At 39.6% G+C, this 12704-nt stretch carries 15 protein-coding genes and 6 tRNA genes; all 21 read left to right on the top strand.

The window, feature by feature from the left end; translation table 11 throughout:
- The first annotated feature begins 58 nt into the window (after positions 1 to 58).
- The 21 genes from mmsA (at position 59) to BM097_RS03695 (ending at position 12596) form a co-directional block, all read left to right on the top strand.
- A complete protein-coding gene (gene mmsA, locus BM097_RS03795) occupies positions 59 to 1585 on the top strand; it encodes a multiple monosaccharide ABC transporter ATP-binding protein (RefSeq protein ID WP_090546043.1) in 1527 nt (508 codons plus the stop codon).
- Positions 1586 to 1599: 14 nt separating this feature from the next.
- Positions 1600 to 2769, top strand: coding sequence for a multiple monosaccharide ABC transporter permease (mmsB, locus tag BM097_RS03790; RefSeq protein WP_242944652.1), 1170 nt, complete (start codon positions 1600 to 1602; stop codon positions 2767 to 2769).
- 57 nt (positions 2770 to 2826) lie between these two features.
- Complete coding sequence (locus BM097_RS03785) at positions 2827 to 3969, top strand: ABC transporter permease subunit (RefSeq protein WP_090546201.1); 1143 nt, start codon at positions 2827 to 2829, stop codon at positions 3967 to 3969.
- 95 nt (positions 3970 to 4064) lie between these two features.
- Positions 4065 to 4766, top strand: a complete 702-nt coding sequence (locus BM097_RS03780) for a GDSL-type esterase/lipase family protein (RefSeq protein WP_090546041.1) — start codon at positions 4065 to 4067, stop codon at positions 4764 to 4766.
- Between the two features lie 136 nt (positions 4767 to 4902).
- Positions 4903 to 5121 (top strand): cation transporter, encoded by a 219-nt coding sequence (locus BM097_RS03775; protein WP_090546040.1) that lies wholly within the window; start codon positions 4903 to 4905, stop codon positions 5119 to 5121.
- A gap of 9 nt (positions 5122 to 5130) precedes the next feature.
- On the top strand, positions 5131 to 7002 hold the full coding sequence (locus BM097_RS03770; protein WP_090546039.1) for a heavy metal translocating P-type ATPase: 1872 nt from the start codon (positions 5131 to 5133) through the stop codon (positions 7000 to 7002).
- A gap of 106 nt (positions 7003 to 7108) precedes the next feature.
- On the top strand, positions 7109 to 7465 hold the full coding sequence (locus BM097_RS03765) for an ArsR/SmtB family transcription factor (protein WP_090546037.1): 357 nt from the start codon (positions 7109 to 7111) through the stop codon (positions 7463 to 7465).
- Between the two features lie 124 nt (positions 7466 to 7589).
- The gene (locus BM097_RS03760) at positions 7590 to 8204 is read left to right on the top strand and encodes a DUF3793 family protein (protein ID WP_090546035.1); all 615 of its coding nucleotides are present in this window, start codon (positions 7590 to 7592) and stop codon (positions 8202 to 8204) included.
- A gap of 32 nt (positions 8205 to 8236) precedes the next feature.
- The gene (locus BM097_RS03755) at positions 8237 to 8668 is read left to right on the top strand and encodes a flavodoxin (protein WP_090546033.1); all 432 of its coding nucleotides are present in this window, start codon (positions 8237 to 8239) and stop codon (positions 8666 to 8668) included.
- A 252-nt stretch (positions 8669 to 8920) separates the two neighbouring features.
- Positions 8921 to 8995, top strand: a tRNA-Pro gene (locus BM097_RS03750).
- Positions 8996 to 9014: 19 nt separating this feature from the next.
- Positions 9015 to 9085: transfer RNA gene (locus BM097_RS03745), tRNA-Gly, on the top strand.
- Between the two features lie 25 nt (positions 9086 to 9110).
- Positions 9111 to 9184: transfer RNA gene (locus BM097_RS03740), tRNA-Arg, on the top strand.
- A gap of 26 nt (positions 9185 to 9210) precedes the next feature.
- A tRNA-His gene (locus BM097_RS03735) sits at positions 9211 to 9284 on the top strand.
- 47 nt (positions 9285 to 9331) lie between these two features.
- A tRNA-Gln gene (locus tag BM097_RS03730) sits at positions 9332 to 9403 on the top strand.
- 53 nt (positions 9404 to 9456) lie between these two features.
- A tRNA-Lys gene (locus BM097_RS03725) sits at positions 9457 to 9529 on the top strand.
- A 134-nt stretch (positions 9530 to 9663) separates the two neighbouring features.
- Complete coding sequence (locus BM097_RS16915) at positions 9664 to 9846, top strand: DUF3791 domain-containing protein (protein WP_242830186.1); 183 nt, start codon at positions 9664 to 9666, stop codon at positions 9844 to 9846.
- Positions 9824 to 10189 (top strand): DUF3990 domain-containing protein, encoded by a 366-nt coding sequence (locus tag BM097_RS03715; protein WP_090546031.1) that lies wholly within the window; start codon positions 9824 to 9826, stop codon positions 10187 to 10189. Before BM097_RS16915 ends, BM097_RS03715 begins: the two co-directional genes overlap by 23 nt.
- Positions 10189 to 10416, top strand: a complete 228-nt coding sequence (locus BM097_RS03710) for a hypothetical protein (RefSeq protein ID WP_044937206.1) — start codon at positions 10189 to 10191, stop codon at positions 10414 to 10416. The genes BM097_RS03715 and BM097_RS03710 overlap by 1 nt, the downstream gene beginning before the upstream one ends.
- 422 nt (positions 10417 to 10838) lie before the next feature.
- On the top strand, positions 10839 to 11858 hold the full coding sequence (locus BM097_RS03705) for a hypothetical protein (protein ID WP_090546029.1): 1020 nt from the start codon (positions 10839 to 10841) through the stop codon (positions 11856 to 11858).
- A 110-nt stretch (positions 11859 to 11968) separates the two neighbouring features.
- Positions 11969 to 12445 (top strand): TlpA family protein disulfide reductase, encoded by a 477-nt coding sequence (locus BM097_RS03700; RefSeq protein WP_090546027.1) that lies wholly within the window; start codon positions 11969 to 11971, stop codon positions 12443 to 12445.
- The gene (locus BM097_RS03695; RefSeq protein ID WP_090546025.1) at positions 12399 to 12596 is read left to right on the top strand and encodes a hypothetical protein; all 198 of its coding nucleotides are present in this window, start codon (positions 12399 to 12401) and stop codon (positions 12594 to 12596) included. Before BM097_RS03700 ends, BM097_RS03695 begins: the two co-directional genes overlap by 47 nt.
- Positions 12597 to 12704 lie beyond the last annotated feature (108 nt).

Here is a 12704-nt window from a genome sequence, read left to right as displayed (position 1 = left end):
CCCTATTTTTAAGAGAATATCTTGAAGATAGCAAAAAGATATAAGGAGGGAGACTTAAGTGGGAAATATATTACTTGAGATGAAAAATATCACCAAAGAGTTCCCTGGAGTAAAGGCCCTTGATAACGTTAATCTTAAAGTAGAGCAAGGCGAGATTCACGCTCTTGTTGGCGAGAATGGTGCGGGAAAATCTACTCTTATGAACGTATTAAGTGGTATTTATCCATTTGGTTCTTACACTGGAGATATCGTATACAATGGTGAGATTTGCCAATTCCAGAAAATTAAAGATTCCGAAGAGAAGGGAATCGTTATCATACATCAGGAGCTTGCACTTATTCCTTACATGTCAATTGGAGAGAACATGTTCCTTGGAAATGAGCAGGGAAGCAAGGCAGCAATTGACTGGGACAAAACTTATGCAGAGGCAGACAAGTTCCTAAAAATGGTTGGACTTACAGAAAGCAGCCGTACTCTTATAAAGGATATCGGTGTTGGTAAGCAGCAGCTGGTTGAAATTGCAAAGGCTCTTGCAAAGCATGCAAAGCTTTTGATTCTTGATGAGCCTACATCATCTCTTAACGAGACAGATTCAAAGGCACTTCTTGATTTGTTACTTAAGTTTAAGCAGGAGGGAATGACATCCATTATCATTTCTCATAAGCTTAATGAGGTTTCTTACGTAGCAGATAAAATCACAGTTATCCGTGATGGTTCTACAATTGAGACACTTGATAAGAACGTTGATGAGATCACTGAAGACAGAATTATCAAGGGCATGGTTGGTCGTGAAATGACAGATCGATTCCCTAAGAGACATAATGTTCATATTGGTGATGTCGCAATGGAGGTCAAGGATTGGACCGTATATCATCCACAGTTTGCTGAAAGAAAGGTGGTTGACGGTGTATCAATGAATGTCCGCAAGGGCGAGGTTGTTGGTATAGCAGGTCTTATGGGTGCAGGACGTACAGAGCTTGCAATGAGTATATTTGGAAAGGCCTACGGCACAAACATTTCTGGTCAGCTTTTATTAAATGGCCAGGAGGTTAAGCTTAAGAACATCAAGGATGCCATTAAGCATAAAATTGCTTATGTTACTGAGGATAGAAAGGGCAACGGACTTGTTCTTACAAATCCTATCAAGATTAATACAACCCTTGCAAATCTTTCAGAAATTTGTAGCAAGCACGTTATTGACCAGGATAAGGAATATCAGGTTGCAGAGGAATACAGGGACAAGCTTAAAACAAAATGTCCTACAGTAGAGCAGAACGTTGGTAATCTTTCAGGTGGTAACCAGCAAAAGGTGCTTCTTGCAAAATGGATGTTTGCAAACCCAGATGTACTTATTCTTGACGAGCCAACTCGTGGTATCGATGTTGGTGCTAAATATGAAATCTACTGCATTATCAATGATTTGGTTGCAGCAGGAAAATCGGTAATTATGATTTCTTCAGAGCTTCCAGAGGTTCTTGGAATGTCAGACCGTATATACGTTATGAATGAAGGCAAGATGGTTGGTGAGATGGCTGGTGCGGAGGCCTCTCAGGAAAGCATCATGTCATGTATCTTAAAATCATAGAAGGGAGAGAAAACATGGTTTCATTCAAATTTTCAGAAGTCATCAAAAAATACACCATGGTTATCGCCCTGGTGGTTATCATCGCAATTTTTTATGTTGGTACAAACGGAACAATCTTACTACCACAAAACATCAATAACCTGCTTTCACAGAATGCTTACGTGTTCGTGCTTGCAACAGGTATGCTGATGTGTATTTTGACAGGTGGTAACATCGATCTTTCCGTTGGTTCAGTGGTTTGCTTCGTAGGTGGTATCGGCGCTGTTATGATGAGCAAAGGTATGAACGTTTGGTTCACCGTGCTTGTAATGCTTCTTGTAGGTATTGCAGTAGGTGCATGGCAGGCCTTCTGGGTAGCTTATGTAAATGTTCCACCATTTATCGCTACACTTGCTGGTATGTACGCCTTCAGAGGATTATCGAATGTAGTCCTTAACGGTTATGCAGTTTCAATTACAAACACAACCTATCTTAATGTGTTTGGCGGTGGAGCCGATTGCTACATTCCAGATTTCTTCCACGGTGCAAAGCTTAACACCACATGTATGTTGGCAGGAATCATTGCAGTAGCTGTGTATGTTCTGGGTTCTCTTAGAAGCAGAATTTCAGCAGCAAGAAAGGGATATGCTACAACATCAGCAGTTGGCTTTTATGTTAAGCTTGTTGCTATTTCAGCAGTAATCCTGTTCCTTTCTTACAAGCTTGCAGGCTACAAGGGTATTCCTACATCACTCATCTGGATTATCATAGTAGTTCTTGCATATCATTATTTCACCACAAAGACTACAATGGGACGTTACCTATATGCAGTAGGTGGAAATGAGAAGGCTACACAGCTTTCAGGTATCAACACAAAGAAGGTTTACTTCTTCGCATATACGAATATGGGATTTTTAACAGCTTTAGCTGGTATCCTTACAGTAGCTCGTGCTGCAAGTGCTCAGCCTACCTACGGTATGTTCTACGAAATGGATGCTATCGGTGCCTGCTTCATCGGTGGAGCAAGTGCTTACGGCGGAACAGGTTCAGTATTTGGAGCAATCATCGGTGCCCTTCTGATGGGTGTTATCAACCAGGGTATGTCAATCATGGGTGTTGACGCCAATTACCAAAAGGTAGTAAAGGGACTTGTACTTCTTATAGCGGTTATCTTTGATGTAGTTTCAAAGAGAGAAAAGAAGTAGGAAGGGAGGATCAAAATAGTGAAAGACAAAGTATTAAAAGTATTTAAAGAAAACACAATGCTCATTGTACTGGTCCTTGTTGTCCTCTTCTTTAATGTGATGACAAATGGTACAATGCTTCTTCCAAGCCAGTTCAATGCGCTGATTACACAAAACGCATATGTATATGTTCTTGCAACAGGTATGCTGATGTGTATGCTTACTGGTGGTAACATCGATTTGTCCTGCGGTTCTTTTGTTTGCTTCGTAGGTGTTATCGGTGCAAAGGTTATGGTAGATATGAAAGCATCTACTCCAGTAGGAATATTGGTGATGCTTCTTATCGGTGTGATTTATGGATGCGTTCTTGGATTTGTAATTGCTTACATCAACATTCCACCATGGATTGCAACACTTGCAGGCTTCCTTGCACTTCGTGGCTGGGGCGTAGCTTTGATGCACGGTGCTTCAAACATCAGCCCACTTCCAAAGGAATTTTGCGCAATGTTTACAGGCAAGATGAACGATCTTTTTGGTGGTCCAAGAATTAACGGCGTTCAGTACAATATGACAAGTATTGTGGCTGGTCTAATCGCTTCAGTTATTGTTGTATTACTTCTTTTCAGAAGCCGTTCAACAAAGCTTAAGAAGGGATATGTAGCTGATAGCCTCCTTGCAGTTATTATCAAATGCGTGCTTATTGATTTTGTAATTATGCTATTTGCATACAAATTCGCACTTGCAGGTGGTATTCCATACGCACTCATTTGGGTGGCAGTAATCGTTCTTATCTACAGCTTCATCACATCTAAGACAGATGTAGGACGTTACTTCTACACAATCGGTGGTAACTCAGAGGCAACAAGACTTTCAGGTATCGACACCAAGAGAATCATGTTCCTTGCATACCTTAACATGGCAGTGCTTACAGTTATATCTGCATTCCTTACAATGTCACGTTTCTCGGCTGCAAACTCTACAGCTGGTACAAACTACGAGATGGATGCAATTTCAGCCTGCGTAGTTGGTGGCGTAAGTGCTTATGGTGGTTCTGGTACAGTATTCGGAATGATTGTTGGTGCTACACTTATCGGTGTAATCAACCTTGGTATGTCCCTTATGGGAATCGATGCTAACTGGCAGAAGGTTGTAAAGGGAGTGGTTCTTCTAGGCGCTGTAGTTTTTGAAATTCTTAACAACAAGAAAAATGCAATTAAGTAATGAAGGTTTACTATCTTCATATTATTCTCTTAATTTTGCCCGCGGTTAATTCCGCGGGCTTTTAAGTTTTATGGTTTAGTGTTAGTATATAAAGTATGGAAATTATAAGAGGGTTTATACAAAGAAAAATGGTTATATTACTTGCAGCAGTTGTACTGGTATTTTTTGTTTTGTTTAATTCGGGCTTTTTTGGCGGAAGCGACGAGCGAGTCAGGGTGTCCTGCGTAGGAGATAGCCTCACCTACGGAAGTGGCGTAATCAAGACCAGAGAGATGGATTCTTACCCTGCCCAGCTCCAGAAAAAGCTTGGAACATCACATCTTGTTAGCAATTTTGGTGTGAGAAATGCCACTGCATCAGCTGATGGAGATGTGCCTTATATCGAATCAAATGCATATAAAAAGTCTTTAGAGTCTAGGCCTGATATTGTCATTTTGATGTTGGGTACCAACGATTCTAAAACCTACAATTGGGATGCTAAATCTTACGAAGAGGGTATCAGAAATCTGGTACAGACCTATCGTAATTTGAATACAAAGCCTACTGTGTACCTTATGATTTCTCCTTATTGTTTTTCGCTGGATGGAAGCAATATTGCGGAATATCAGGTTCAGCCTAAAGTGGTTTCAGGAGAGATTAGAGACATAGTAGAGAAGGTTGCCAGTGAAGAGGGGGTAGATGTAATCGATTTGTATTCTGTTACAGTTGGTCACGAAAAGAATTACCGTGATGGTATTCATTTCGACGCTGAGGGATATAAGCTCATTGCTGACTATGTATACAATATTGTTAAATAATTGTGTTCTTAATATTTTTTATAAGTAAACCTGTTGACAGATTTTGTCGGCAGGTTTATATTTTAATCAAACATATGAACAAGTGCTCATATGTAAAAATGAAAAGAAAGCCCAAATGGGGACGGAGGAATTTAATATGAAAAAGACATATAAGATTGATGTTGATTGCGCAAACTGCGCTAATAAGATGGAGCAGGCCGCTAAAAATACAGCAGGTGTTGCAGATGCTACTGTAAATTTCATGGCTCTCAAGATGAACGTAGAGTTTGAAGAAGGAGTAGATGTTAAGGCTGTTATGGCAGAGGTACTTGCAAACTGCAAGAAGGTTGAGGACGATTGCGAGATTTTTTTATAGGAGACGATTATGAATAAGAAGCAAAAGAAGGTATTGATGAGGATAATTGCAGCAGCTGCTATGATGGTGGTATTACTGTTGCTTCCTCTTGAGGAGAAAAGCATATTTAGATTCTTATTATTTTTGATTCCATATTTTACTATTGGCTATGATATTTTGCTAAAGGCATTCAAGGGAATCAGAAATAAACAGGTCTTTGATGAGAATTTCCTGATGGCGGTAGCCACAATAGGCGCTATGGCTTTAGGAGAATACACCGAAGGCGTGGCAGTTATGCTTTTCTATCAGATTGGAGAGCTATTCCAGTCCTACGCTATTGGAAAGAGCCGCCGCAACATATCAGCTCTTATGGATATCAGACCTGATTTTGCAAATGTAATGATTGATGGAAGTCTTACTCAGGTTGATCCAGATGAGGTTGAGGTTGGCAGTGAAATCATCGTTCAGCCAGGAGAGAAGATTCCAATTGATGGCGTGGTTTTAGATGGCACATCTACCTTAGATACAGCAGCTCTCACAGGAGAAAGCGTTCCTAGAAGCGTCAAGCCAGCTGATGAGGTTATATCAGGCTGCATTAACATGTCTGGTGTGCTTAAAATCAGAACTACAAAGGAATTTGGTGAATCTACAGCATCAAAGATATTGGACCTTGTGGAAAACGCATCTTCCAAGAAATCAAAGCCAGAGAATTTCATTTCAAAATTCGCCAGAGTTTATACACCGGTTGTATGTTATTCAGCAGTGGCACTTGCATTGCTTCCACCTGTTGTTAGCCTACTCATAGGAATTGATGCTAACTGGTCACAGTGGGTTTATAGAGCTCTTACCTTCCTTGTAATCAGCTGCCCATGTGCACTTGTAATCAGTATTCCACTTACATTTTTCGCAGGAATCGGTGGCGCCAGCAAGGCGGGCGTGCTTGTAAAGGGCTCTAACTATTTAGACATGCTCTCAAAGGCAAAAATCGCCGTTATGGACAAAACAGGAACTCTGACAGAGGGCGTGTTTAAGGTTACAAAAATTGTTCCAGTGAATGTCACTAAAGAAGAGCTTCTAGAGAAGACAGCTATTGCGGAGGTGTACTCTAATCACCCAATCTCAAAGAGCTTAAAGGAAGCCTATGGCAAGCCAATAAATACTGGCTCTGTAGCTGATGTTGAGGAAATCTCAGGACATGGTGTGAAGGCTGTTATTGGCGGCATTACTGTTAATGTTGGAAATGAAAAGTTGATGGAAAAAATCGGCGTGACAGCCCAGTCTGTACGTGAGCCAGGCACTGTTATTCACGTTGCCTTTAACGGTAACTATGCTGGCTATATCCTTATATCTGACGAGCTTAAGCCTACCTCTAAGGCTGCAATTTCAGCAATGAAGCATGCTGGTATCCTAAACACAGTTATGCTCACAGGGGATAGCGCTCAGGTGGCAGAAATCGTGGCAGGAGATTTAGGACTTGATAAGGTTTACGCAGAGCTTTTGCCAGCTGATAAGGTAACAAAGGTAGAGGAGCTACTTGCTACCAAAAAGGAAAAGGAGCAGCTGATATTCGTAGGCGATGGCATCAATGATGCCCCTGTTTTATCAAGGGCCGATATTGGAATCGCCATGGGCGCATTAGGCTCTGACGCCGCCATAGAGGCCGCTGATGTGGTTCTTATGGATGATGACCCAATGAAGATAGCAAAGGCTATAAACATCGCTAAAAAATGCATGAGAATAGTGTATGAAAACATCTATTTCGCCATCGGCATAAAGATTGCCTGCTTAATTCTTGGCGCAATTGGTTTGGCAAATATGTGGCTTGCTATATTTGCAGATGTAGGTGTAATGGTCATTGCAGTGCTCAACGCTATTCGCGCGTTACGCGTACATAACGTGTAAGATAGCTTGTAGTAAACAATAATAAATTTTCTGAAGGAGACATCAGTCGACGAAAGAATATTTATTATTGTTTGCGTAACAAGCGAGAAGTACTCAGGAGGTAGACATGGAAAAACATGCACAGTGTTGTGATGAACAGTGCGTACATACAGAACTGGTTAATAAAGTGCTTAATGAGCTTCCGGATGAGGATGCCCTTTACGATCTTGCAGAGCTTTTCAAGGTATTTGGGGATAGCACAAGAGTTAGAATTTTATTTGCATTATTTGAATCAGAGCTATGTGTCTGCGACCTTTCAGAAGCCTTAGATATGACTCAATCAGCCATATCACATCAGCTTCAGATACTACGCACCAACAAGCTTGTAAAAAGCCGTCGTGAGGGCAAGCAGATATATTACAGCCTTGCCGATGAACACGTAGTCACAATCATAGCCCAGGGCTTGAGCCATATTTTGGAATAAGCGCTGCACTATCGAAACAATTTATCATTAAGAAAAAAAGTGTGAAAAAAGTATTGACTTCAAACTTCGGGTAGAGTAACATAACCACAGTTAGCAAAAGCTAACTTAGAAAGAGGAAGTCAACATGTGTGAAGAAGTATTCGAGATGATTTGTTCCATGGACAGGCGAAAAATAGAGCTGCAGCTGGTTTTACAGTGCGCACCTACAATTGCGGGACTCAAACCATCTAATCTTCTCATAGTACCTAGGGATTTAGAGGATAAAGTCAGACTGGTGCTTAGGCACTCCGGGCTGTTGGGTTACCGCCTGGTGTATGACAAGAAACGGGTAATCTTTCTAGTATTCAATAGGGACATGTTGATGGATTATCTTTCAAAGGACGAGGTTAGAGCTTTTCTTATCAAATATGGATATAGAACAGATGCCTTCGGATATTGCTTAAGGTATTTTCAAAAGCGTTATGATTCTTATGTTCATGATAGAAAAGATTTTCCTCATGAGATGGGAGTGTTTTTGGGATACCCACTTCATGACGTGGAAGGCTTCATAGAAAACGGGGGAGATAATTTCCTGGTTTCCGGCTACTGGAAGGTTTACTTCGATGCAGCTAAAGCTAAGGGGTTATTTGAAAAGTTTGATATTGTTAAAGATGATATGGTTCGCATGATTTCGAAAGGAAGCACAATTAAAAGCATCGTTTCGTATTATGCAAACAGTGCTACAGAGGTAGCAGTCTGATTTATTAAACTATCTACAAGGAGAGTAAAGTCATGAGTAAAGTAAATGTTGTATTTTGGTCACAATCAGGTAATACAGAAGCTATGGCAAATGCTGTAGGTGCTGGTATTACAGAGGCAGGCGGCGAGGCAAATGTTGTATTTGTTGGCGACGCTTCAATAGATGAGCTTAAATCTGCTAAGGCTTTTGCTTTAGGATGCCCAGCAATGGGAGCAGAGGTGCTCGAGGAAGGTGAGATGGAGCCTTTTGTTACAGATTTAGAGGGCTTTGTTTCAGGTAAGACAATCGGTCTTTTCGGTTCTTATGGCTGGGGAGACGGTCAGTGGATGCGCGAATGGGTTGATCGCATGACAGCCGCAGGCGCAACAGTAGTAAACGGTGAGGGCGTTATCTGTCAGGAAGCTCCAGATGGGGCTGCAGAGGCAGAATGTAAGGCATTAGGAAAGGCTCTCGCAGCTATTTAATTGTATTTGCTTATTTCCTTTCCCTAAGTTTCTAACCGGGTTTCTTGGGGAAGTTATTAGACTCCTTTTACAGCCTCCAGGTATGCCAGTGCCTGGGGGAATTTTTTAGATTTAGAATCTGTCTGAATATCAGAAACTTTTTATTAAATTCTAACAATTAAATTTCGAAAAAGTTGTTGACATTAGGCGGGTTCTAATATATACTTCTTTTTGTTCGCGAGAGAGAAACGAACGAAGCAAACTTAAAGATATCGGGGTGTGGCTCAGTTTGGCTAGAGCACCTGGTTTGGGACCAGGGGGTCGCAGGTTCGAATCCTGTCACCCCGACTTAGGAAATAATTAGTTTGCGGGTGTGGTTCAATGGTAGAACATCAGCCTTCCAAGCTGAATACGTGGGTTCGATTCCCATCACCCGCTCTTTATTTTCAAAATTTGTTAATATGTGTCAGTAGCTCAGCTGGATAGAGCAACGGCCTTCTAAGCCGTGGGTCGGGGGTTCGAATCCCTTCTGGCACATTTATAACTTTTAAGTTATCAGTATGGTGGGTGTGGCACAGCTGGTTAGCGCGTCGGATTGTGGTTCCGAAGGTCGAGGGTTCGAACCCCTCTACCCACCCTTGTTGCGGTAGCAACGAATTAAATAAGGGCACTTAAGTCCTTTGTTGGGCTATCGCCAAGCGGTAAGGCACCAGATTTTGATTCTGGCATTCGCTGGTTCGAATCCAGCTAGCCCAGTTTCGAGTCTATGCCTTTTTATTATGGCAATACTCAACTTACCAACTTAATATGGGGTTGTAGCTCAGTTGGTAGAGCACCTGACTTTTAATCAGGTTGTCGGGAGTTCGAGCCTCCTCAGCCTCAGCAAATGAAAGCCTTCAGATTCGTCTGAAGGCTTTTTCTTTTATGTAGGAATCTGTTATATTATTTATGTAGGAGTTAATTTAACAAAGGAGATTAAATAGATAAATCAAGAATCTTTTTCGTTTGTAATCTACATGATTCATGCTTGTGCTAATAAGTGGGGGAAACTACCATCCGAGGTTTATACTATGCTTAGTAGTGTTGATTGTATAAATAATTATTTAGTTAAGCATTTTGATATAATTCATACTCAAAGCACGTCCTATGTTATTGATGACATTACAGATTATTTAAATGCGAGAGGTGTTAAAATATGATTGTTTTAATAAGGATGTGTCTATAGTTAACTGTTACGAACTGAAAGCTGATTATGATTCCTTTAAGGTAAAAACAATTCCTGATGATTTGATAGAGTGGATAGATTTTGTATGCTCATGTAGAGATGGAAATGAAGAATACAAACAATATGATATCATCATTGGAAAAGTAGCTGATGATAAGGTTTTTAGAGTTGTAGATATGTATCATCAAGGCATCTGGGATAGAGATAGAGCTTTGAAAGAAATCAAGGTATATGAAACTTATGACCAGATAGCTTTTATATCACAAAAAGCTATAGATAATCTTTTGGCTTATAGTTCTTCATATGAGGTTAAATAATGGATGATAAAGTATTAGAACAGGTATACCAGGAAAGCTTGGAAGAGAGATTGATTTCTTATATAGCAAAAGAAAACAATGTTTCTCTAGAGAAAGCAATGGCTATCTATTATGGTAGTAAGCTTTCAAATAAAATAAATCAAGGCAAGGAAGGAATGCAGTATCTAGACTACAAGGTACTTGCGGATATATTAAAAGAGACAGAGCCAGAGTTGTTTGAAAAATAGTCTTCATATGAAGGCTTTTTTTCGTAATTTCCTAAAGCAACAACCCTTTAAAAACTATACCTTTTCTTTCAGAATATTTTGAGGCCAGACTTCAATTCGAGCCTCTTCAGCCCCAGCAATGAAAAAACTATTGGCTAGAATGGCAAGATATGAAATAGTATAGATGCTTCGCTTTTACAAGGTATGTAGGATTTTTTTACATTCAATATCTTCTAAGATTCAAATCTAACTATAATATATTCTCAGAGATCTAGAGAAATTTAGGTCTCTATTTTTATATAAAAAGATAATACACATACTCTGTGGCTTTTCACAAATATTTAACAAAATGTAACATTATATCGATTGACGAAAATTGCAATGAGGGGGTATTATATAACACAGAGTTAAACGATTTTAATTCGGAGGTTTAAGAAAGATTTATGAAGAAGAACGTTATTAAGACATTTTTAGCGGCAGCTATTGTTGCTACAACAGTATTAACAACAGGTATTACAACACAGGCAGCTGAGGCAACTGCAGCTGCAACAACTGAGACACAGGCAACTAAAGTTTTACTTACATCAGATTCCATTTCTGCCCTTAAGGCAGTATTTGATGCAAAATATTATGCTGAGACATACCCAGATATTGTTACTGTGCTTGGCAATGATGAGAGCGTCCTTTTTAATCATTATATAACAAATGGTATTTATGAAGGTAGAGATGCTTCGGTGTCATTCAATGTAAGTTTTTATTCTTTAGCAAATGCAGATGTAACTGCTATTTATGGAGAGGACTTAAATGGTTATATTAGCCATTATGTAAATTACGGAATCAAGGAAAATAGAATTGCTTCTGCTCAGGCATTTTCAACAGCGAGCCCAGCTGCTCAGCAAGTTGTTTTAGCTGCAATAGATTCTGTGAGCAATTCCGCAAGTGCTACAAATGTTGCAACTGCAACAAGTTCAGTTATAAACACTCCAGCAACATATTTAGCAAAAATGAAGCAGGCGCAGGACAGTGCTCTTAATGGCGCTACTAAGGGAGGTCTTTTAGAGCAGACTATTATTGCAGATTATAATAGAGCTGCTTGGGCAGATTTCTTTGTAGAGCATGGAATGTCTACTATGGCTGAAGGTACAGTTTTTGGACGAACAGGTTTTACAGGAGCAGTCGGAGAAAAATTTGGCGTTGCACACACAGGCTCAGATGGAAAAGAATATGTTACATATTATACAATGGGAGAGAATCAGCAGATTACAAAAACAAATACTGAATCTTATTCAGATCTAGAATCTAGAATTGCAAAGAAACAGTCAGATATGGAATTTATAACAAGACGTGAAGCGGAGACCGCAGCTTATTACGCAGCAAAGAATGCAAATTCAAGTTCATCTTCTTCATCAAGCTCATCTTCGATATCAGAGTCATCTACAAGCTCTGATTCTGATGAAGAGTAATATCAAATTATTTTTAGAGATCTAGAGAAATCTAGGTCTCTTTTTATACATTTATAATATGTAATGTCCTATATAAGAAGTAGCAATAAGTTTCCGAAAGGAGTAGATAAATGAATAGATTATTTAGGACATTATGTGTGATAGGATTCACTGGAGCAATGTTTGTCGCGTGTGGACAGACATCTGTTAAAACAAGTGAAGATTTGTCTTCAGAATCAATAGCAGAACTAGAGACGGTTGAAAATGGCAGATTTTCAACCATAGATAATGAAGGAAATGCAGTCTCGGATTCTATTTTTAGCGATTATGACGTGACTATAGTTAACTACTGGGCAGTATATTGTCCATACTGCATTGAAGAAATGCCAAATCTTGAAGAGTACGCTTCACAATTAGGTGATAACATTCAGCTTATCGGAGCTGTTTCGATACAAGATAAAGATGAAGGTATTAGAGCTATTCTTACTGAGGAAGACACAGCAACTAAAGCTAAATCTATAATGGACGAAAATAGCGCAACTTATAAAAACGTTATTTCAAATGAAAGTTTTAAAGACTTCATTCTTCGATGCAGAGCCATATTATGAAGACGGAGAAAAATTTGTTTTAGAAAATGGTGAGACTAAGTTAACTCTCACAAATACTTACTCATACACAGTTAAGCTTCCAGGAATTATTGACCTTACTTACAACGGCAACAAAGACGGTGTTTCTTTGTATGATATAGACAAATGCTGAGTAAAAGCCGATATGTATAATGAGGAATACATCGGGTTTTGTTTTTGTTCAAATATCACGTTTACACAGTCTTTTTCGGATGTTAAAATGTATATAGAAACAAATGTT

This window comes from Pseudobutyrivibrio sp. OR37 (assembly GCF_900113655.1).
Classification (GTDB): Bacteria; Bacillota; Clostridia; order Lachnospirales; family Lachnospiraceae; genus Pseudobutyrivibrio.
Note: the sequence above shows the minus strand (reverse complement) of the source record. Positions and strands in the feature narration are given on the sequence as shown.